Genomic DNA, 22,100 nt, shown 5'->3' on the forward strand with positions numbered 1-22,100 from the left:
TGCGATGAAGATGCGTCGTTTCCAGCGTTTCGCGCTCCTCATCTCGGCCTTCGTTCCCGGGCTCGCGGTCGCCGCCGCGGGGCCGGTGGTCGAGGCGCCTGCGGGTTCGGTCGAGGGGGCCAGCGAAGACGGCCTCAGCGTCTTCCGCGGTATCCCCTATGCCGCGCCGCCGGTCGGCGAGCAGAGGTGGCGGGCGCCTGTTCCGGCGTCGCGCTGGGACGGCGTGCGCGATGCGACAAAATTCGGCGCCGCCTGCATGCAGCCGAAGCCGCGGGCGGCGAACATCTATGCCTGGGATCTGCCGACGATGAGCGAGGATTGCCTGTCGCTCAATATCTGGATGCCGAAGGAGGCGCACGGCGCACCGGTGTTTGTCTGGATTCACGGGGGCGCGCTGACGTCGGGCTCCGGCGCCGACCCGCTCTATGATGGAAGCGCCCTGGCGAAGCGCGGGATTGTCGTCGTGTCGATCAACTATCGCCTCGGCGCGCTCGGCTACCTCGCGCTTCCCGGGCTCAGCGCCGAAAATGCCGATCATGTGTCGGGCAATTACGGTCTGCTCGACCAGATCGCGGCGCTCGAATGGGTGAAACGCAACATCGGCTCGTTCGGCGGCGATGGCGGCAACGTCACCATCGCCGGCGAGTCGGCGGGCGGGCTCAGCGTCATGTATCTGATGACCGCGCCGGCGGCGCGCGGGCTGTTTCACAAGGCGATCGCGCAGAGCGCCTATATGGTCTCGGCGCCGGGGCTGAAGGACCGGATCAACGGCATGGTGCCGGCCGAGGAGCAGGGCGGCGAGCTCGCGGCAAAGCTGGGCGCCGCCGATCTCGCGGCGCTGCGCGCGATGCCCGCCGAAGAAATTGCTTCGAAGGCCCCGCCAACGGGCTTTTTCCCTTTCCCGGCGGTCGACGGCAAGGTTGTGCCGCGTCAGCTCGTCGACAGCTTCGACAAAGGCGAACAGGCGCCGGTGCCGATCCTCGCCGGCTTCAACAGCGGCGAGATTCGCTCGCTGCGCTTCCTGTTGCCGAAGGCGCCTGCCGGGGCCGCCGCCTACGAGGCGGCGGTGCGCACGGGCTATGGCGAACTCGCCAACCTGTTCCTCGCGCGCTACCCCGCGAAGAATATCGAGGAAAGCATGCTCGCCGCGACGCGCGATGCGATGTACGGCTGGACGTCTGAGCGACTGGTGTCGAACCAGTCGGCGCTCGGCCAGCGCTCCTATTATTATTTTTTCGACCATGGCTATCCGGCGATGGAGGAGTGGAATCTCCATGCCTTCCACGCGTCCGAACTGCCTTATGTTTTTGGGACCGCGACGCGCACACCGCCGCTATGGCCGAAGATACCCGATACGATTGCCGAAAAGAAGCTGTCGGAGGCGATGACCGATTATTGGGCGAGCTTTGCCGCCACCGGCACGCCGCGCGCCAAAGGGCAGCCCGACTGGCCCGATTATGGTGAGCGGCGCGGCTTCCTGCATTTCGCCGACGCGCCGCGCGCGGGGCATAATCTGTTCCCCGGCGTTTCGGCGCTGCACGAGGCGGTGGTCTGTCGCCGCCGCGCGGCGGGTGATATTCCGTGGAACTGGAACATCGGCGTCATTTCTCCGCCGCTGCCGCCCAAAGTCGTGGGGTGCCAATGATCGACGGATCGATGCAGACCTATGCGTTGACGCTCGACAAATTCCTCTCCCACGCCGCAAAATGGCATCCCGGCGCCGAGGTGGTGTCGGCGGGGGCGGAAAGCGCGGTCCAGCGCATCGGCTATGCCGCGCTCTGCGACCGCGCGCGCCGCGTCTCGGGCGCGCTGGCGCGGCTCGGGATCGCGAAGGGCAACCGCGTCGCGACGCTCGCGTGGAACACGCAGGGCCATGTCGAGGCGTGGTACGGGATCATGGGCATGGGGGCGATCTGCCACACGCTCAACCCGCGGTTGACCCCCGCGCAGATCGGATCGATGTTGGCGCAGTCCGAGGCGTCGGTTCTGCTAGTCAACCCCGACCTGCTGCCGCTGGCGGAGGATGCCACGCGCAATCTCGGGACAGTCCGGCATATCCTGTTGCTCGACGCCGACGGCGACCGCGCGCTCGAACCGCTGATCACGTCCGCCGATGGCAACATCGCATGGGGCGATTTCGACGAGACGAGCCCGTCGGGACTCTGTTTTACATCGGGCAGCACGGGGATGCCCAAGGGGGTGACCTATACGCATCGCGGTTGCTTTCTGCACACGATGCGCCAGCTTCAGGCCGATGTTCTCGGCATTACCTCTCGCGACGCCGTGATGCCCGTCGTCCCGATGTTCCATGCCAATGCGTGGGGCATACCCTTTACCGCGCCGGCGGTCGGGGCGAAGCTGGTGCTGCCGGGGCGTCATACGGACGGTGCGCATCTGGCGCGGTTGATCCGCTCGGAAGGCGTGACCGCGGCGGTCGGGGTCCCGACCGTATGGCTGGGCCTTGTCGAACATCTCGAAGCTGAGGGCGGTGAGGTGCCGTCGCTCGAGCGCATCCTCGTCGGCGGGTCGTCGATGCCGCCTGCGCTGATGGACCGAATCGAGCAGCGGCTGGGGGTCGAGGTGCAGACGAGTTGGGGGATGACTGAATTGTCGCCGCTCGGCACCGCCGCGCTGCCCGGCGATCCCGGACGCAAACCTTCGCTCTCGGGTCGCCCCGCCATGGGCATCGACCTGCTGCTGACCGATGCCGAGGGCGTGGCGCTTGCGCCGCAGCGCGGCGGGGAAGGGCATTTGCGCGTGTGCGGCGGTTCGGTGGTCGAACGCTATTTCGGACAGGCCGAGCCCGCGATCGACGCCGACGGCTGGTTCGATACCGGCGACCTCGCGCGGATCGATGCGGCGGGCAATCTGACGATCACTGGGCGCGCCAAGGACCTGATCAAGTCGGGCGGCGAATGGATCAACCCCGCCGAGATCGAGGCGATCGTAAGCGCGCTGCCGCAGGTCTCGCTCGCCGCGGTGATCGGGCGGTCGGACCTGAAATGGGGCGAGCGCCCGATCCTGCTCGTCGAGACTTGCGAGCCGTCGGTCAGCGATGCCGAACTGCTCGCGCCGCTCGCCGGACGGGTCGCATCCTGGTGGATTCCCGATGCCGTCGTCCGACTCGATGCGATGCCGCTGGCGTCCACGGGCAAGATCGACAAAATGCAATTGCGGGCCGAATACGGACAGGTGTAGGCCGGATGCGGGTCGCGGTGACGGATATGAAGGTGCGGAAGGAAGCGGATTTGGCGTCGAACGCGAAGATTGTAGTGAAGCGGCCGACCAAGGCGGAAAAGCGCGCCGAAATGATGGAGCAGATTCTCGACACGGCCGAATTGCTGTTTTCGAAGCACGGATTCCATGGCGTGACGCTGAAGGATGTGGCCAAGCAGGTCGGGGTCCACCACACGCTGCTCAACTATTATTTCGACGACAAGCGGACCCTGTTCGACGCGGTCTTCGCGCGACGTGCGGTCGTGACGATCGACAAGCGGATGCAGGCGCTCGACGACTATGACCGTTCGGTGGGGGGCAAGTCGACGGTCGAAGGAGCACTCCATGCCTTTCTCGACACCGATCTCGATCTCTATATTCAGGGTGGCGAGGGCTGGAAGAATTACGGCGCATTCGGCGCGCAGGCGTCGAACAGCCCCGAAGGCGCCGAGTTCATGGACAAATATTTCGATCCGGTCGTGCTGCGGCTGATCGAGCTGCTCAAGAAGGCGCTGCCCGACGCCGACGAGGCGGACATCTTCTGGGGCTATCATTTCGTCACCGGCGCGCTGATGCTGACGCTCGCGCGTACGGGGCGTATCGACAAATTGTCGCACGGGCTCTGCCGTTCGGATGATTATGAAGCGGTGAAGGCGCGCATGGCGCGTTTCATGGCCGCTGGTTTCCGCGATATCTGCGACCAGCGACGGAGCGAACGCGAAGTCTGAAAGCCAGGCGAGGTGACGATCAGGTTTCCCGTATTTCGATTAAATCATTCACTCACTAGTGAGTTACTGTTATGGCAAGTAAGGGAGAAGCGACGATGGACCTGGCGGGACGTACCGCGATCGTGACGGGGGCCGGCGGCGGGTTGGGGCGGTCGCATGCCATGCTGCTGGCGCGCCATGGCGCCCGCGTGATGGTCAACGACATGCAGGGCGAGGCTGCCGAAGCCGTCGCGGCGGAGATCGTCGCGGCAGGCGGCTCGGCGCTGGCGGCTGCGGCATCGGTGACCGACGAGGCGGCGGTCGCGGCGATGGTCGATGACACGGTCCGCGCATGGGGCGGGGTCGATATCCTCGTCAACAATGCCGGCCTCCTGCACGACAGGAGCTTCGCAAAGATGGACCTTGCCGACTTCCGCCTCGTCGTCGACGTCCACCTGATGGGCGCCGCGGTCTGTTCAAAGGCGGTGTGGGACCAGATGCGCGAGCGGCGCTTCGGACGGATCGTGATGACGACCTCTTCTTCGGGACTCTACGGCAATTTCGGGCAGGCCAATTACGGCGCGGCGAAGATGGCGCTCGTCGGGCTTATGCAGACGCTCGCGCTCGAAGGCGAGAAATATAATGTCCGCGTCAACTGCCTTGCGCCGACTGCCGCGACCGCAATGACCGAAGGCGTGCTCGCACCCGATGCGCTGGCTGAACTGGCGCCCGATGCGGTCAGTCCCGGGCTGCTCGCGCTGGTCAGCGAGAGTGCGCCGACGCGCGCGATTCTGTGCGCCGGCGCCGGGCATTTCGCGGCGGCGCACATCACGCTGACCGAAGGCACCTATATCGGACGAGACGCGGATGCCGGTGCGCGCGTCGCAGCCGAATGGGAGCGAGTGACCGACCGCCGCGGCGAGATCGTCCCCGCCTATGGCTTCACGCAGGCCGAACGCGAGTTGGCGAGCGCGGGCTTCACAGCACCGACGATGGCGATCGCGCACTGACACTCCCCGGGAGTGGCGGACGGGCCGGACAAGAGTCCGCCGCCGCTGCCGGGTAAATATGGGAGAAGGACATGACAACCGAGAGCGAAGCCGCGCCCGCGAAAGCGGAAAAGGGACAGAACGAGATACTCGTCATCGGCGCATCGTCGCTTGGGACGGTATTCGAATGGTATGATTTCTACCTCTACGGCCTGCTCGCCAGCGTGCTTTCGCACCATTTCTTTTCGGGGGTCAACGAAACCACGGGCTTCATCCTCGCACTGATGGCGTTCGCCGCAGGCTTCGCGGTGCGGCCGTTCGGGGCGTTGGTGTTCGGGCGGGTCGGTGATGTCGTCGGGCGCAAGAACACCTTTCTCGTCACCATGGCGATCATGGGACTGTCGACCTTCGCGGTCGGTTTCCTCCCTTCCTATGACACGATCGGGATCGCGGCGCCGATCATCCTGATGCTGCTCCGTCTGCTCCAGGGGCTGGCGATCGGCGGCGAATATGGCGGCGCGGCGGTCTATATCGCCGAACATGCGCCGCCCGGAAAACGCGGCTTCTATACCAGCTTCATCCAGACGACCGCGATGATCGGGCTCATCCTCGCCTCCACCTTCGTCGTGTCGCTGCGGCTGTTCATGGACGCCGATAGCTTCAATGAGTGGGGGTGGCGCCTTCCGTTCATCTTCTCGATCGTCCTGCTCGGAATCGCGATGTGGATCCGCCTACAACTGGAAGAGAGCCCGGTCTTCCAGCGCATGAAGGCGGCCGGGACAACGTCGAAGGCGCCGCTCAAGGAAGCCTTCGGCGAATGGAAAAACCTGAAGATCGTGCTGATCGCGCTGTTCGGGGCGGTTGCGGGCCAGGCGGTGATCGGCTTCGCCGCGCATCTCTATCCGCTCTTCTATCTCGAACGCATCGCGCGGGTCGATGGAGCCACCGCGAACTTCCTCGTCGCCGCTGCACTGACGATCATCATCCCCAGCTTTGTCTTCTTCGGCTGGCTCAGCGACCGGATCGGACGCAAACCGATCATGATGACCGCGTGCGTCATCGCGGTCTTCGTCTATTTCCCGCTCTACAAGGCACTGGTCGTTGCGGCGAACCCGGCCATGGCGGCGGCAGTCGAGCGCGCGCCGGTGACCGTCGTCGCGCACGCCGGCGAATGCTCGTTCCAGTTCGATCCGATCGGCAGGAACAGTTTCGACCGGACGAGTTGCGACATCGTCAAATCCTATCTCGCGAAGAACGGGGTCAACTATGCCAATGTCGATGCCCCCGCCGGAACCGCCGCGTCGGTACGCATTGGCGAACGGGTGATTGCGGTGCCCGATCCCGCGGGGCTGGACAAGGAGGCTCGCGCCGCCGCGGTCGCATCCTTCGGCATCGAGGCCAAGGTCGCACTCGATGCCGCCGGCTATCCTGACAAGGCCGACCCGGCGCAGGTGAACAAGGGCAGGGTCATCCTGATCCTTTGCACCTTCGGCATCCTCGCGACGATGGTATATGGCCCGCTCGCGGCGCTGCTCGTCGAGCTGTTCCCGGCACGTATCCGCTACACGTCGCTGTCGCTGCCCTATCATATCGGCAACGGCTGGATCGGTGGTTTCATGCCCACGATCGGCTTCGCGATGGTCGCGGCGACGGGGAATATCTATCAGGGCCTCTGGTATGCGGTCGTGATCGCCGCGGTCACCGCGGTCGTCGGCATCCTGTTCCTGCCCGAAACCTACAAGCGAGACATTGAGGCATGAGCGGGGATACCGCAATCGGGCGCCGCGAACTGATCCAGGTAGCGGCGGGCGTGGCGGCTGCGCCCGCGTTGCTGGCAAACGCATCCGCCGCGACAAAGCGCAGGCCCGCGCCCGGGGGCTTCCTCTGGGGCGCCGCGATCTCGGCGCACCAGAGCGAGGGCAACAACACCAACAGCGACGCCTGGCTGGCCGAGAATATTACCCCGACGCTGTTCAAGGAGCGTTCGGGCGACGCGTGCGACAGCTATCACCGCTATGGCGAGGATTTCGCGCTCGCCGAGAGCCTCGGGCTCAACTGCTACCGGCTCGGCATCGAATGGGCGCGGATCGAGCCGAGCGAGGGGCATTTCTCGAACGCCGAGCTCGACCATTATGCGCGCGTGCTGACGGCGTGCCGTGCGCGCGGGCTGGCGCCGGTCGTGACGCTCAGCCATTTTACGGTGCCCCTGTGGTTCGCGAAGCGCGGCGGGTTCGAGGCGGCCGACGCGCCCCAGCTTTTCGCACGCTATTGCCGCACCGTCGCCGATCGGCTGGGCGGGCTGATGCACCTCGTCACGACCTTCAACGAAGCGAATATCGGCCTGCTGGTATCGCTGTTCCCGCAATCGGAGGCGGGCGTGAAGTTGCAGCAGGCGGCGCAGGCGGCAGCGGTTGCCGGCACGGGGTCGCCTAAATTCTCGCGGCTGGCTTTTGCCGATCCGGCTGTCACGACGCCGATCATGCAGGAGGCGCACCGTCAGGCTTATGATGCGATCAAGACGGTGCGACCCGAATTGCCCGTCGGGATCACGCTGACGACGCAGGACATCCAGTCGGCGGGTGCGCCGTCGCTCGTCGCCGAGTATGAGCGGCGGCTCTATGGCGACTGGATCGGTGTCGCGCGCAGTCACGCCGATTTCTTTGGAGTGCAATGCTACACGCGCCTTGTCTTCGACGAAAGGGGCATGGTGCCGCCGCCGAAGGGGGCCGAGCTGACGCTGTCGGGATATGAATATTATCCGCAGGCGCTGGCCAACACGATCCGCTGGGCGCAGCGGACGATCGGCAAGCCGATCTATGTCACCGAAAGCGGGGTCGCGGTCGCCGACGATGCGCGCCGTATCGCCTTTATCGACGCGGCGCTGGATAGCGTGCGCGCATGCCTCGACGAGGGGATTGCGGTACACAGCTATATCTATTGGTCGTTGCTCGATAATTTCGAATGGACGTCGGGTTATGCCATACCCTTCGGGCTGGCGGCGGTCGACCGAGCGACGTTCGAGCGGAGGCCGCGGCCGAGCGCATATCATTTCGGCGCGATCGCGCGCTCGAACCGGATCTAGCGCGCGGCGACAATCAGCAGTTCGCGAAAAGCATCCGTTGTCGCGGCGATCGCGGCGGGGTCCACGCAGCGCGCATCGTCCTCCGCGACATGATGGAAGCGGTGGACGCCGAAAATGCCCGCGACCGCGGGATAGCCAGCTGCGATGATCGCGGTCAGTTCACCCGCCGACAGTTTGTCGCTGGGATAGGGCGATTCGAGCCCCGCCAGCCCCTTGAACAATCGCTGTGCGGTCGGGAGCAACGAGGGACTGACGACGAGATAGCGTTGCGAGTCGGTGCCGGCGAGCGGGGCGAGGCCGAACAATCCCTCATGCCAGTCGCGCGCCGCGAAATTGGCGCCGAGATGGAGCCAGAAATGCGTATCCGCGGGTTTGGGCGCGACCGCTTTTAGCGATTCCTCGGCACCCAGATTCTCATATTCGTGCCCACTGTTGCATAGGAACGCGATGTCATGGTCGGGGAGCAGCTTCGCCGCTCCGCGCGCGAGGTGCAGCCAAGCCGCGATTCCGCCGCCACGCTCGCCTGCGCAGCCGAACCAGCCCGAGCGCGGCGTTGATACCACGATCCAGCGGCCCTTGCCGCGGTCGATTCGGCCGATGAGGTTGAATGCGGGTCGGCGGCCGCCCTTGCCGGTCAAGGTCACCGTTGCGGGCGTGTGATCGATCGCGGCGGCGAGGAAGGGGGCTGCGTCGGCGGGGGCGAGCAGGCCGACCGGACCCGCGAACATCGGTGCTCGTCCGTCGGCGTTGAGCGCGATGATCTTGCCAGTGGGGCCGTTGCTGATGACGACCACGGCCTTTGCGCCGTTTACGAAAGCAGTCTCGACGGGCGTCCGTATCGGCTTGGCGAGCGCCGAAGACCAGCGGCCATAGGGCAGATCGACGAGTGCGATCGCGCCCGAAAGCGACGCATCGGCGCGACCCGCGGCATCGACGCGGACGACCGGACCCGTAACGCCGGCATCGGGGGTCGGCACCACGATCGGCTGCGGCCAGAGTGGCGCGCGTGCACGGCCGGCATCGATCTCGCAGTGATCAGGTTCGAACCATGGGACGGAAATCGCAGGTTTGGCGACCGTGAAGCCGGCGCGCTCGAGTTCGCTCGCCAGCCAGTGCCCGCACGCACTGTCGCCCGCCTCCCCCGATGCCTTGTTGCCGAAGCCGATATAGGTGGCGAGGTCCGCGGCGATCGACGGGTCGCCGCCCGTATCGACCGCAGCCTTCGCGGCCACCGGGAGGATGGCCGCACCCGCCAGAAAGCCGCGCCGTGTCGGTTCGCCCATTCGCTTGTCTCCCGCTCCGCCGTCCGATCCGCCTGCCTGGCCGACCCCTCAGAAGGGTCGACTGTGGCGTCGGGTGCTTGATATTCACTATCGCGTGAGTGTAAATGTCGCATCGGACGATGGCAAGCATCGCCGCCGAGGGAGAGGAAGATGACGAGGCGCACCTGCACGATCGGCCTGCTGTTCGCTGCGATGGCCGTCGCGAGCGCCGGTTTCGCCGACGCCGGGGAGCGGCCCGAAACCCGGACTGCGCAAGGCCCGGTCGCCGGGACGGTCGAGGGAGGACTGCGCGTCTTTCGGGGCATACCCTATGCGTTGCCGCCTGTCGGCGAGCGGCGCTGGCGCCCGCCTGCATCACCCACCGCCTGGGACGGCACCCTCGACGCGCGCGCCTTCGGCCCCGACTGCATGCAGCCACCCTATCCCGCCGACAGCGTCTATTTCGAACCGGCGCGACCGATGAGCGAGGATTGTCTGACGCTCAACGTCTGGGCGCCTGCGAAGGCGAGAAAGGCGCCGGTGATCGTATGGATTCACGGCGGCGCGCTGCAATTCGGGAGCAGCGCCAGCCCGATGTACGATGGTCGCGAATATGCGAAGCGCGGCATCGTCTTCGTTTCGATCAATTATCGGCTCGGCGTTTTCGGCTGGCTTGCGCATCCGGGGCTGAGCGCCGAATCGGCCGACGGCATTTCGGGCAATTACGGTCTGCTCGACCAGATCGCCGCGCTGCAATGGGTGCAACGAAACATCGCGGCGTTCGACGGCGACCCCGCCAATGTGACCGCGATGGGGGAATCGGCCGGTGCGCTGAGCGTCAGCTATCTCCTCGGCAGCCCGAAAGCGCGGGGACTGTTCGGCAAGGCGATCGTCCAGAGCACCAACCTGCGCACAATGCCGCGTCTGCGCGAAACCGCCTTCGGCCTGCCGCCCGCCGAGGCAACTGGACGCGCGTTCGCCGAAAGCCTCGGCGCGGCGAATGTCGGCGCGCTGCGTGGGATCGACCCGGAAAGGCTCGTCGCGGCGGGACTGCGCACCCACTTCGTGGCGCAGCCGGTGGTGGACGGGGCAATCGTCCCAGATCAACTCGTCGCCATTCTCGATCGCAGCGAGCAGATGAAGATTCCCGTGCTCGCGGGCGTCAACAGCGGCGAGGTTCGGTCGCAGCGGCGCCTGGTGCCAGCCGTGCCGACCGATGCGGCAGGCTATGAGGCGGCGATCGCCGCGCGCTATGGCAAACTCGCGCCCGCTTTTCTGCGTCTCTATCCTGCGTCGAGCCCGCTCGAGAGCATGCTCGCGGCGACGCGCGATACCATCTACGGCTGGGCGGGCGAGCGGATCGTGCGCCAGCAGGCTGCGGCGGGGCTGCCTGCCTATTTCTATGTCTTCGACCATTGCTATGCAGAGGCACGGGCGCGCGATCTGTGCGCCTTCCACGCGAGCGAGCTGCCCTTTACATTTGGCATCGCGGGCAAGCGGCCGCTCGGGTCGCCGAACTGGCCGACTCCCGCAGGCGCGACTGAAAGGCGCCTTGCCGGACAGATGATAGATTACTGGATCGCCTTTGCGGCAAGGGCGGTCCCCACGGCCTCGGGGGGATCGGTGTGGCCGCCTTATGGTGATGCGGAAAACTTCATGAATTTCGGCGAGCGGCCTGTCGCGAGGCGGGATCCTTTCCCGGGCAGCTTCGAGTTTCACGAAGAATGGATGGGCAGTCGCCGCGCTGCGGGCCTGCAATGGTTCACGCCTTGAAAATCCATGGGTTGCCCGCCGACAACCGCGTCATGTGTTTCTGGCGCGGCTCTGTTGGAATAATCATCGATGATATTGCGGCCTAGCGGCGCTACAATGCCACGAGGAGAATAGCCGAGTTCGACAGGGAAACATTCTAAATCGACAGGGCTCGCGCACCAGGCTCGGTCCCTGTGGGGAGCGACGGCGGCGACGATGATCGAGCTCGCGCTGTTGATGCTGCCGAAGCTGCCGCCAAGACCGGCGCGGCCGATGTCCTGATGGATCACCGCTTCCATGCGAGCGAGTTCCGCCGCCTTGTGCCAAGATTCCGGGTCGACCGAGCCGCGCGCGTCCTATGACGCCGCTTTCGGCAGGAGCTTGCGCTCGATAAAGCGCGCCACCTGCTCGCCAAACAGGACGAGTTCGCCGTCGACCCAGGGAATAGGGTTCATTCTCCCACCCAGATCGGCGGCGTACGCCGTTCCCATTCCACGGCTGCTTCAAGCTGGTAGGCGAGCGCGAGCAGCAGGGCTTCGCCGCCCGGCCGTGTGGCGAACTGGACGCCGACCGGCAGGCCGTTGTCGCTGAAGCCCATCGGCAGGCTGATCGACGGGGTGCCGGAAAAATTATCAATCCAGCAATAGCCGGCATAGTCGACGAGATGATCGGCTTGGTCGGGCCACGCCACATCGGGGCCGAACACGCCGATGCGGACGGTTTCGGCGCCGAAAGTCGGCGTCATCCAGATGTCGATCCGGTTCAGCTGGTCGAGATAGGCCGCGACGATCGTCTCCATCCGCTGCCACGCCGCGCCGAATTGCGCGTCGTCGATCCGGTTGCCGGCGTCGATCAGCGTAGCCGAGCGATGTTCGAGGTCTTCGGGCGCGATCTGGATACCGATGAGATCGCAAAGAGCGCCGAGGCGGCGTGCGAACATGCCTTCGGTGATATCGTTGAGCGTGTGGATTGCCTGGGGGCCGTCGAACGGCAACCGACCGTCGGCGATCTTGTGCCCGCACTTTCCAAGCAGATCGATCGTCTCCGCAAAGACGCGGCTCACGCTGGCATCCGGCGCCGCGCCGGAGCGCATGATCGTGCTGTAGGCGTGGATGCGAAGCGGTGTGTCGATCGGCTCTATGACCAGCGACACCGGCGCGAAAGCGGCGTTGGCAGCGCGGGTCTGGGTCGCCTCCAGCCAGGCGGCGGTGTCGCGCACGGTGCGGCTGACGCAGCCGTTGACGTTGAGATCGGCGATCGAGCGCAGCGCCTCGTCGCCGATATTGCGCCCGCGCGAAGGCTTGAGGCCGACCAGCCCGCACGGAGCCGCGCCGTGGCGGATCGAGCCGAGCCCGTCGCTGCCGTGCGCGATCGGCACTACACCCGCCGCCACCGCTGCGGCTGCGCCGCCCGACGAGCCGCCCGGCGTATGATCGAGGCTCCATGGATTGCGCGTCGGCCCGACCAGCGGCGATTCGGTGACGACGTTGAGCCCCAGCTCGGGCATTGCCGAGCGCGCGATCGAGATCGGCCCGGCGTCGGCGATCGCGCGGGTGTAGGGCGCATCCTCGGGTGCGATGAAATCGCGCAGCGCGGCGGCGCCCCAGCTTGCCGGCACCCCCTTTTCGGGGAGCATGTCCTTGATCAGCGTTGGAATGCCCGCAAGGGGGCCGGTGCGCGGCTCCGATGCCTGCGCGCGCGCGCGTTCGAAAGTCGACCACGCGATGAAGTTGAGCCGCGGATTGACCGTCTCGGCGCGCTCGATCGCGCGCTCCACCAAGGCGGCGGGGGTGGTGCGGCCCGCTTCGATCGCAGTGCGCATCGCGGTCATGTCGGTCGTTGTCATGCTTGGTCCTCTGGAAGCTGCGATTGATTGGCCCGTACGGTGGCGGCATAGGGCCTTTTGGCGAAGGCCATCAGAATCGCCGCCGCGACCAGGCAGGGCACGCTGACGATGGTGATCGCCTGCAAAATGCTGCGCGGCCCGACGATCTGGCTCGAAATTATCCCGATCGCCATCGGTGAGGCGGCCAGCGCCAGCGCGGCGGCGATGCTCAGGATCGCCAGCGCGCGCGCGCGGAGGTGCGGCGGCGCAAGATCCTGAAGCAGCCCCGGTATCAGCGCCGAGGCGGCGACGCCCATCGCCCCGACGATGGTGGCGACGGCATAGGCCTGGAACGGGGAGGTGACAAAGGGAAGGACCGCCGCCGGCACCGCTGCCAGCGCGATGAAGGCCTGCGCGGTCGTCAGCGCGGAGCCGCGCCACAGCTTCAGGGCGATCGCCGGCAAAATCACCCCGATCAGCGTTGCGACCGCGATCGCCGAGCCGAGCGCGACGCCGATGGCGGAAGGATCGATCCCGAACGCCCTGGGCAGCGCCAGCGGGAACCATGTAAGGCTCGCCGTCAATGGCACGTTCATCGCCAGGATCATGCAGAAAAACAGCGCCAGTGCGCGCCGATGCCTTTTCGCATAAGGCAGGAAAGCGACCATCGTCGGGTCGGCGGAGGCGGACTCCTGCCGCTGGAAGGGCAGTCTTTTACCGAGCGGCATTGTCGCGACGAGCAACAGGAACAGCGGACCCGGCAACGCCACTGCCATCATCGCCATGCGCCATGTGTCGATACCGGCAAGCCATGCCGGGACGTCATGCTGCGATCCGGCCAGCCATTGCAGCAACGCGCCGGCGAGCGCCATGCCAGCGCCGGCGCCGAGCAATGACGCGCCGTAGAAGATGAAATTGGCGGTGCTGCGTTGGCGCTCGGGAAACAGGTCCGGGATCATCGCATAGACGATCGGCGCCAGCCCGGCCTCGCCGACGGCGATGCCGATCGTGCCCATGAACAAGCCGCCGAAGCTGTTCTGGAACGCGGTGAACCCCGTCGCCAGCGACCAGCAGGCGACCCCGATCGCCAGCAGCAGCCGGCGGCCGAACCGGTCGGCAAGCCAGCCCAGCGGATAGCTGGCGACACTGGCGAAGATCGCCATACCCAGTCCCTGGAGCATGCCGATCTGCAGGTCGGTAATGCCCAGCGACGCCTGGAGGGAGGGGGCGACGAGATTGAGAATCTGGCGATCGACATAAGCGAACAGCGTCGCCATCACGAGGACGAACAGCCCGTACCAAGCCGATGCGGGGGCTTTGGGCGCGGCGATGGCGGCAGGCTCGTCGTCGGCGGGCGATATGGCAATCGCCAGGCTTGCGCTCTCCATCGCCATCTCTCCCTCGAATCCGGTTGCCGGGGCTTAGCGGCCCACGGTCTCTCATTAAAAAGAAACAAGTTGACTTTATTGTCAATAGCGAAGATGAGTCGGCTAACAGGATGATGGCCCGTCAGCGGAAGCAATATCCGCAGGTGGGCCGCATCAAGGAGAGGAAGGCGCGCTTCGGCGCGCGTTCGCACTGCATGCGTCCGGTCAGGGCTACGGCCCGAACCCGGCTTGATGGAGTTGACGATGCAATTTTCGGTTCGTGCGTCCCTCGAGCAGTTCACGCTTCCCCATCCCGGCGGCGAGGGGCTGTTGAAGATCAGCGTCGCGGCACCGGCGATGGCGCCACCCGACACCAAATTGCCCGTCCTCTATGTGGTCGATGGCGATTTCCTGTTCGGCATGGCGGCGGAGATTGCTCGCGCGCTGTCGAGCGTAGCGGCTTTCCCGCCTTTCATGGTCGTCGGCATCGGCTATGAAGCGACGTATCTCGACTTCCTGAAATTGCGGACGGCGGACCTCTCGCCGCCGATCAGCGCCGAAGCGGCCGCGGCGATGGGGTCGGTCGGCGCAATGATCGGCAGCGACCGCAACGGCGGCGCCGATGCGTTCCTCGCCTTCCTCGCCGACACGCTGAAGCCCGAGATCGCAGCCCGCTACCCGCAAACCGACGGGGACGAGCATATCCTGTTCGGCCATTCGCTGGGCGGCCTGTTCGCGGCGCATGCGCTGCTGACGCGGCCCGACGCTTTCTCGAACTTCATCGTCAGCAGCCCGTCCTTGTGGTGGGACGGCTTTTCGATCTTGCAGAAGCTGCCGGCGTTCAAGGAACGACTGGCGGCGCTGCCTAAGCAGCCGCGCGTGTTCGTCGATGTCGGCGGCAAGGAGCAGGACCCGCCGACCAGCGTCCCGCCGGGCCTCGGCGTCACGCTGGAAGAGGCGCAGGCGCAAATCCGCGCCGCGCGCATGGTGGAGGCCGCAAAGGAGTTCGCCGACGCGCTGCGCGAGGCGGGAGTCGCAGATCTGCGCCACATCGCCTTCGCGGAGGAAGACCATACGTCGGTTGCGCCTAGCGCCATGATCCACGGCGTGCGTTTCGCGCTGCGGCAGGGCGCGTGAGGCCGGAAAAAGACGAAAATAGAACGAGCTTGGGGAGGGATGAAATGAAACGGATCACTTCGGCTGGATTGTCATTGACGGCTGCCGTCATTGCCTTGGCCCATGGCTCGATGGCACACGCCGCGACGCAGGCGGCCGCAGAGGCGCAGCGAACCGCGCCCGACGCTGACGCGGAGACCATGTCATCGACCGACATCGTCGTCACCGCGCAGAAGCGGTCGCAAACGTTGATCGACGTGCCGCAATCGGTGTCGGTGATCTCGGGCGATCTTCTGGAACAGCAGCATGCGACCAGTTTCGCCGATTACCTCAAGAACGTGCCGAACTTGCAGCTTGTCCAGGGCACGCCCGGCCAGGGGCGGCTGGTGCTGCGCGGCGTCAATACCGGCGGGGTCGCCTCGACCGTCGCGGTTTATGTCGACGAGACGCCGTTCGGATCGAGCACGGCGCTGGCCAACGGCGCCGAACTCGCCGGCGATTTCGACACGCTCGACATCGCCCGGATCGAGGTGCTGAAAGGGCCGCAGGGCACGCTTTACGGTGCCAGCTCCCTTGGCGGCCTGCTCAAGTTCGTCACCAATGAACCGACCACTGACCAGATCGAGGGCAAGGTGCTGGGCGGAGTCGAATTCACCGATGGCGGCAAAGCCTCTTATCGCGGCGCGGCGATGATCAATCTGCCGATCACCGATACGCTCGCGTTCCGCGCCTCGGGATCGTATCGCAAACAGGGCGGCTATATCGACTCGATCGGCACCGCCGCGTCGAGGGTCGACGATGATTTCAACGACCTGCGGAATTACGGCGGTCGCGCCTCGCTGCTGTGGAAGCCCGACTCGCGCCTGAGCGTCAGGCTGAGCGCTGTGCTCCAGAACCTGAACGTTGACGGCGCGCCGAGCGTCGTCGAAGCCGATCCCCGAACCTTGAAGCCGCTCTATGGCGGCCTCACGCTGTCGGAATATCTCCCCTCGTTCAGCGACGTGAAGTATCGCCTCTACAACGGCACGATCGATTACGACTTCGGCTTCGCGACGCTGACCTCGGCGACGAGCTATGGCGAGCAGTTGCAGTCGCTGCGCTCCGATTATACCGCCAATCTCAGCGCGGCGCTTGCCGGTCCCTATTCGGATCTTCTGGAATCGTTCGGTCTTCCGCGGATCCCGCAGAACAATGCCGCCTTCGATCAGGCGACCGAAAGCCGCAAGTGGACACAGGAGCTGCGCCTCGCATCAAACGGCGGCGGTTTCCTCGACTGGCTGGTCGGCGGCTACTACACGCATGAAAAAGCGCTGATTTCCCAGCAGTTGAACCTCGTCGAGCCGGGGACGCTCACGCCGATCCCCTATCCGCTCGAACTGGTGCAATATGATTTGCGGTCGCGATATGAGGAATTTGCCGGCTTCGCCAATGCGACACTCCACCTCTCGCCATGGTTCGACGTCGACATCGGCGGGCGCTACAGCCACAACCGGCAGCGCGCCGACCAGGTGACGGACAGCGTCCTGCTGGGGAGCAGCAATATCGGCGACCTGCGGTCGTCGGACAATGTCTTCACCTATTCGGTGGCGCCCAAGGTCAAGTTCGGCGACCGCGCGTCGCTGTATGCGCGGGTCGCAAAGGGCTATCGCCCCGGCGGTCCCAACGTCGTGCCCGCGGGCGCGCCGGGGAGCACGCCGACGACCTATGACCCCGATACCGTCACCAGCTACGAGCTCGGGTTCAAGGGCGAGACCGCCGACGGCACCTTCGGACTCGATGCGTCGATCTACCATATCGACTGGAACAACATTCAGCTTGCCGCCGTCGTCAATGGCTTCGGCATCAACGCCAACGGCCGCGGCGCGAACATCGACGGGGCCGAGATCGCGGCAACGATGCGCCCGACCGCCGGGTTTGTGACGTCGGTCAACTTCGCGCTCAACGACGCAAAACTCAGCGGCGACACCGATCCGCTCGTCGTCGGCGCAGTGAAGGGCGACCGGCTGCCGTTCACGCCCAAATATTCGATCAGCGTCAACGCCGATTACCAATGGGCGCTGGGTGGGGATGCCACGGCGTCGATCGGCGGCTCGATCCGATCGCTGTCGGGGCAGTCCGGAAACTACGACCCGGTCTACCGTGCGCTCTACGGCCATTTCGCGCGGGTCCCGGCCTATGAGGTGATCGACCTGCGCGCCGGCCTTTCGTTCGGCCGCTATGCGGTCAATGCCTATGTCGACAACCTCACCAACGTCGCCGGGATTACCGCGACCCAGGCGCTGACCGCCAACGGCCTCTTCCGTAATGCCAATGGCGCGCTCGGAACTGGCGTGATCCGTCCGCGGACGGCGGGCGTCAGCATTGCCGTCGGGTTTTGAGGGGCGTGCGTTTCGAGCGGACCTATGCAAATCTCGCCTATGATTCAATCGGACGCTATCCATGATCGCAGCATGACAAAGACCGCCGTTAAACCTCGACGCAGCCAGGCAGACCGCAGCGCGGCCACCCGCGCCAAGGTGATCGCCGCCGCGCGCGACGTGTTGTGCGCGCAAGGCTATTCGGGGGCGACGATGCATGCGATCCGCGATGCCGCCGGCATGAGCCTTGGCGCGATCCAGCATCAGTTCCCGACCAAGGCGAAGATCATGGCGGCGGTCGCCGCCGAGTTTTCGGCCTATCGGACGCAGATATATGCCGACGCCATCCGGCGCGGGAAGACCCCGCGGGAATCGATGGAGAATCTGCTCGATGCGAATTTCCAGATGGTCAGTCGGCCGGAAATGGCGGCGGTGCTCGAAATCCATCTTGCCCGGCGCAACGACCCCGATCTCGACCGCGAAGTGGGGCCGAGCACGCGCCGCTTCGACCGGCGCGTCCGCCTGTGGGGTTACAGCATTCTCCATGCCGCGGGCATCAAGGATGATGAAGCCCATATGAGCCTGCAATTGCTCAACAATGCCATCACGCGCGGGTTGACGGTCGAATATATCCGCAATCCGAACAAGGCGGTGATCGATTATTCCATCCGGATCTGGAAGAAGCAGATACTCGATCTGCTCTTCGACGCCTGAGGCAATGCCGAAGCTCAAACTCGACATCGCTTCGAAAGTGCTGCGGCTCGCAAATCCGTTGCGCGTGGCGGGCTACACCTTCGAAACCTGGGAGGTGATCGTGGTGACGCTCGATGACGGCGCGCGCCGCGGGCGCGGTGAGGCGTCGGGCATCTATTTCCTTGGCGACGATGCCGCCAATATGCGCGCCGCGATCGAAGATGTGCGCGCGGCGGTCGAGGGCGGCCTCGACCGTGAGGCGTTGCGATCGCTCCTGCCGCCCGGCGGGGCGCGCAACGCGATCGACTGCGCATTGTGGGAACTCGAAGCGGCGCGGTCGGGCAAGCCTGTCTGGCAGCTGGCCGGCGTGCCCCAGCCGCGCCCGGTCGTCACCACCTTCACGCTCAGCGCCGACACCCCGATTGAAATGGCGCGCGGCGCCGTCGGCTATGTCGATGCGCGAGCGATCAAGATCAAGCTGACCGGCGATCTCGCGCTGGACCTCCAGCGGGTGCACGCGATCCGCGCCGCGCGACCCGATGTCTGGCTGGGGGTGGACGGCAACCAGGGCTTCGTTCGCGACCAGCTCGACGCTCTGATCCCCGCACTTGTCGAACAGCGCGTGTCGCTGCTCGAACAGCCACTCGCTCGCGGTGAGGAGGCGGCGTTGGAAGGGCTGGCGTCGCCGATCCCCATCGCAGGCGACGAAAGCATCGTGTCGCTGGCCGATGTGACCGCGGCGCCGAGCCAATTCCAGATCGTCAACATCAAGCTCGATAAATGCGGCGGGCTGACCGAAGGGTTGCTGATGGCCGCCGAGGCACGACGCCTCGGCCTCGGCGTGATGGTCGGCACGATGATCGGCACCAGCCTCGCCACCGCGCCGGGCTTCGTTCTCGCGCAGCTCTGCGATTTCGTCGATCTCGACGGGGCCACCTTCATCGTCGAGGATCGATTGCCATCGGTCGCCTATCGCGACGGCACGGTCTTCGCCGGGCCGGACGTGTGGGGCTCGGGACGGCCATGACCGCGCGGGCTCGGATCGATCCGGCCGCATTGAACGCGCTGCTCGTCCCCTATGACAGGAGCGATGCGCCCGGATTTGCGGTCGGCGTCGCGCTCGGCGGCATCCCCGGTTACCGCCGCGGTGTCGGCATGGCGAGCGTCGAACTACCGGTCGTGCTGTCGCCGACCATTCGCATGCGGATCGGCTCGACCAGCAAGCATTTCACCGCGCTTGCGATCATGTTGCTGGCCGAGGAAAGGCGGCTGTCGATCGACGACTCGCCGCGCAAGGTGCTTCCAGAGCTGCCCGGCTGGGCCGATGCGATCACGCTGCGTCAGATGATGGCGCACACCAGCGGCATGCGCGACAGCCTCGATCTCATCCTCCATGCGGCGGGGCCGGGCGTCGCGGCCGCCCCGGACATCCACTTGCGGACGCTCGCCGCGCTGGACAGCGTCAATTTCGCGCCCGGCACGAGCTGGAGCTACAATAACGGCGGCTATGCGCTGCTCGCCGAGATCGTGACGCGCGTGAGCGGGCAATCTTTCGCTGATTTCCTGCGGGAACGAATCTTCGAGCCGATCGGCATGAACGACACGCGGTTGCGCCCGCTCGATACCGATCTTGTTCCCAACAGCGCCACGCTGCATGTGCCGTTACCGGCGGGCGGCTATACCCGCGGCGTGTTCGGTGTGCCGATCGGCGGCGAGGGCGGGATCGTCTCGACGGTCGACGACATGCTGCTGTGGCTGAAGCACATGAGCGATCCCGTCGTCGGCTCGCGCGAGACCTGGCAAACCATGCGGACGCCGATGACGAGTCACGGCTATGGGCTGGGCCTGATCGCCGGACGGCATCGCGGTCTCGCCGCCGTCCATCACGCCGGTGCGGTCGTCGGGGGATCGTGCCAGATGCTCAAGCTGGTCGATCATCAACTCGATGTCATCGTGATGAGCAATGGTATCGGTGGGCTCGATCTCCACAACCTCGTCGATGCGATCATCGAAAGCTGCATCCCCGGTCTGCCGCTGCCCGAGGACGTGCCAGCCGAGCCGATTACCGGCATATTCCATTCGGCGAAAACCGGACGCCGGCTGGCGCTGGAAGCGATCGAGGGCAAGCAGGCGATCCGGATCGACGGCATGACGCTGCCCGCACGCCGCGATTCCGAGGGACGGCTCAGCGTGCCGCTGGTGCCCACCGACATGGCGGTAATAGCGCAACCCGACGGTATGGCGCTCGCGGTCGAGGAATATGGCAGGACCGATATTCTGTGGCGCGTGGAGGCGCCGAAGGATGCGGAGATCGACTCGCTCGTCGGCCAATATGAAAATGCCTCGGCGGCAATCAGCGCGGCCATCGCAAAGCAAGGCGGCGGCTCTGCTCTGCTCACCCTCTCGCATTCGCTGGGCGCACTGAATTATGCGCTGACGGCGATCGGCCCGGCGCTTTGGGAAGGACGGGCGACAGGCAGCCTGCCGCTGGCGGTGCTGATCGAGGCCAGAGACGACGGTCTTCTGCTGACGAGTGGGCGGACGCTGCGATTGCGGTTCGCACCTCGTTCGTGATGCTGAGCGGCCAATCTTGGTTCGGCACGCGGTTCCAGGCCCGCCAAGGGATTGTGTCAAAACAGTTTCATTAGCGGCCACGACATATCACAAGGTGAACTGGACGAATGGCGACGTCCCTTTAATCGAACCCGCAGCCTGCCGTTCCGCTTTCGGCCATCATTCGCCTTGCGTGATCAGCGGATTGTCCCAATATGGCGGTTCGCCGAAGCTCTGCCGTAAACTCGCGGCAAGCGCCAATATCTTGGCCGTTGAGCCATGATCGCGGGCATAGGCGATGAACAGCTCTGCTCCCTCCGCTCGGACACCAATATCGAGCGCCACCAGAGCGCCGCTCGCGATGCTGTCGTGAACGAAAAAGGTGGGAAGGAGCGCGATCCCGATTCCCGCAAGCGCCGCGTCCTTCATGATCATGCCGTTGTTGACGCGGAGCGCCGGGGTTGGCCTTACCACCGACCATCCGCTTGCTGTTCTAAACCGCCAGTCGCTCTCGCGATTGGAGTATAGAATGCCCCGGTGGTTGGAGAGATCGGTCAGTGCGACGGGGCAGCCATATCTTTTCAGATAGGTTGGCGAAGCGACTAGCAGGCGTCGGCTCACCGCGAGGCGTTGCGCAATCAGTCGGGTATCGCCCACCGGGCCGTGCCGCAGCACGGCGTCGAAGCCATCAGCAGCCACATCGACGAACCGGTCATCAAGCTCCAGCGAGACGTCGATTTCCGGATGTTCCAGCAGAAACCGGCACAGCGCGGATCCGAAATGTAGAGCCCCAAAACTGACTGGCGCCGACAGGCGTAACGGACCTGCCAATGTTCCGCTGCGCGCGGCGAGTTCTGCCTCGGCTTCGTCGGCCTCCCGGATAATTCGCTGCGCGCGTGGCAGGAAGCTCAGGCCGCTCTCGGTGAGCGACAATTTGCGCGTCGTTCGCTGGATCAGTTTTGTGCCGAGTGCTTTCTCCAGATCGGCGAGTCGCTCGCTGACGACGGACGTCGCGAGCCCAAGACGCCTCGAAGCGGCGCTGATCGAGCCGGCTTCGGCGGTCGCAAGGAAGGCTGCAATTCCGGAAAGCTTCATCATCTTTCGGAAATCCCGGCGGCTCGTTTCGGATTCATCCGGCTAGTCCAATTACTGCCCGAGGCGCATGTTGTTGTCCAGATGGC

At 65.4% G+C, this 22,100-nt stretch carries 17 protein-coding genes; 12 read left to right on the forward strand and 5 right to left on the reverse strand.

Annotated features, from left to right (window positions below):
- The first annotated feature begins 4 nt into the window (after positions 1 to 4).
- The 6 genes from CVO77_RS15175 (at position 5) to CVO77_RS15200 (ending at position 7,994) form a co-directional block, all read left to right on the forward strand.
- On the forward strand, positions 5 to 1,645 hold the full coding sequence (locus CVO77_RS15175; RefSeq protein ID WP_242445961.1) for a carboxylesterase/lipase family protein: 1,641 nt from the start codon (positions 5 to 7) through the stop codon (positions 1,643 to 1,645).
- Positions 1,642 to 3,198, forward strand: coding sequence for an AMP-binding protein (locus CVO77_RS15180; protein WP_105999761.1), 1,557 nt, complete (start codon positions 1,642 to 1,644; stop codon positions 3,196 to 3,198). Before CVO77_RS15175 ends, CVO77_RS15180 begins: the two co-directional genes overlap by 4 nt.
- Positions 3,199 to 3,248: 50 nt before the next feature.
- Positions 3,249 to 3,944: a TetR/AcrR family transcriptional regulator gene (locus tag CVO77_RS15185; RefSeq protein ID WP_242445962.1), complete on the forward strand. Its 696-nt coding sequence runs from the start codon at positions 3,249 to 3,251 to the stop codon at positions 3,942 to 3,944.
- 71 nt (positions 3,945 to 4,015) lie between these two features.
- Entirely contained in the window at positions 4,016 to 4,933 is a 918-nt protein-coding gene (locus CVO77_RS15190; protein ID WP_242445963.1) for an SDR family NAD(P)-dependent oxidoreductase, read from the forward strand.
- 71 nt (positions 4,934 to 5,004) lie between these two features.
- Positions 5,005 to 6,672, forward strand: coding sequence for an MFS transporter (locus CVO77_RS15195; protein WP_105999763.1), 1,668 nt, complete (start codon positions 5,005 to 5,007; stop codon positions 6,670 to 6,672).
- Positions 6,669 to 7,994, forward strand: a complete 1,326-nt coding sequence (locus CVO77_RS15200) for a glycoside hydrolase family 1 protein (protein ID WP_105999764.1) — start codon at positions 6,669 to 6,671, stop codon at positions 7,992 to 7,994. Before CVO77_RS15195 ends, CVO77_RS15200 begins: the two co-directional genes overlap by 4 nt.
- Here CVO77_RS15200 and CVO77_RS15205 read toward each other — a convergent pair.
- A complete protein-coding gene (locus tag CVO77_RS15205) occupies positions 7,991 to 9,277 on the reverse strand; it encodes a hypothetical protein (RefSeq protein WP_105999765.1) in 1,287 nt (428 codons plus the stop codon). The two genes, CVO77_RS15200 and CVO77_RS15205, sit on opposite strands and share 4 nt — an antisense overlap.
- A gap of 150 nt (positions 9,278 to 9,427) precedes the next feature.
- Here CVO77_RS15205 and CVO77_RS15210 point away from each other — a divergent pair, with 150 nt between their 5' ends.
- Positions 9,428 to 11,029: a carboxylesterase/lipase family protein gene (locus tag CVO77_RS15210; RefSeq protein WP_105999766.1), complete on the forward strand. Its 1,602-nt coding sequence runs from the start codon at positions 9,428 to 9,430 to the stop codon at positions 11,027 to 11,029.
- Here CVO77_RS15210 and CVO77_RS21065 read toward each other — a convergent pair.
- The 3 genes from CVO77_RS21065 to CVO77_RS15220 form a co-directional block, all read right to left on the reverse strand.
- Positions 10,972 to 11,307: a hypothetical protein gene (locus tag CVO77_RS21065; RefSeq protein ID WP_146130885.1), complete on the reverse strand. Its 336-nt coding sequence runs from the start codon at positions 11,305 to 11,307 to the stop codon at positions 10,972 to 10,974. The genes CVO77_RS15210 and CVO77_RS21065 overlap by 58 nt on opposite strands.
- A 152-nt stretch (positions 11,308 to 11,459) precedes the next feature.
- Positions 11,460 to 12,854, reverse strand: a complete 1,395-nt coding sequence (locus CVO77_RS15215) for an amidase family protein (RefSeq protein ID WP_105999767.1) — start codon at positions 12,852 to 12,854, stop codon at positions 11,460 to 11,462.
- On the reverse strand, positions 12,851 to 14,221 hold the full coding sequence (locus CVO77_RS15220; RefSeq protein WP_158258087.1) for an MFS transporter: 1,371 nt from the start codon (positions 14,219 to 14,221) through the stop codon (positions 12,851 to 12,853). The genes CVO77_RS15215 and CVO77_RS15220 overlap by 4 nt, the downstream gene beginning before the upstream one ends.
- A 243-nt stretch (positions 14,222 to 14,464) precedes the next feature.
- Between CVO77_RS15220 and CVO77_RS15225 the strand changes: the two genes are divergently transcribed.
- The 5 genes from CVO77_RS15225 to CVO77_RS15245 all read left to right on the forward strand — a co-directional run bounded on the left by CVO77_RS15225 (position 14,465) and on the right by CVO77_RS15245 (position 20,940).
- A complete protein-coding gene (locus CVO77_RS15225) occupies positions 14,465 to 15,337 on the forward strand; it encodes an alpha/beta hydrolase (RefSeq protein ID WP_158258088.1) in 873 nt (290 codons plus the stop codon).
- Between the two features lie 44 nt (positions 15,338 to 15,381).
- Positions 15,382 to 17,694: a TonB-dependent receptor gene (locus tag CVO77_RS15230; protein ID WP_242445964.1), complete on the forward strand. Its 2,313-nt coding sequence runs from the start codon at positions 15,382 to 15,384 to the stop codon at positions 17,692 to 17,694.
- Positions 17,695 to 17,766: 72 nt separating this feature from the next.
- Positions 17,767 to 18,387: a TetR/AcrR family transcriptional regulator gene (locus CVO77_RS15235; protein WP_158258089.1), complete on the forward strand. Its 621-nt coding sequence runs from the start codon at positions 17,767 to 17,769 to the stop codon at positions 18,385 to 18,387.
- 4 nt (positions 18,388 to 18,391) lie between these two features.
- The gene (locus CVO77_RS15240; RefSeq protein ID WP_105999771.1) at positions 18,392 to 19,393 is read left to right on the forward strand and encodes a dipeptide epimerase; all 1,002 of its coding nucleotides are present in this window, start codon (positions 18,392 to 18,394) and stop codon (positions 19,391 to 19,393) included.
- Complete coding sequence (locus CVO77_RS15245; RefSeq protein ID WP_146130887.1) at positions 19,390 to 20,940, forward strand: serine hydrolase domain-containing protein; 1,551 nt, start codon at positions 19,390 to 19,392, stop codon at positions 20,938 to 20,940. Before CVO77_RS15240 ends, CVO77_RS15245 begins: the two co-directional genes overlap by 4 nt.
- A 159-nt stretch (positions 20,941 to 21,099) precedes the next feature.
- On the opposite strand, the gene CVO77_RS15250 is transcribed toward CVO77_RS15245, so the two are convergent.
- Entirely contained in the window at positions 21,100 to 22,017 is a 918-nt protein-coding gene (locus tag CVO77_RS15250) for a LysR family transcriptional regulator (RefSeq protein ID WP_105999773.1), read from the reverse strand.
- Positions 22,018 to 22,100 lie beyond the last annotated feature (83 nt).

It is taken from the genome of Sphingopyxis lindanitolerans (genome assembly GCF_002993885.1).
GTDB lineage: Bacteria > Pseudomonadota > Alphaproteobacteria > Sphingomonadales > Sphingomonadaceae > Sphingopyxis > Sphingopyxis lindanitolerans.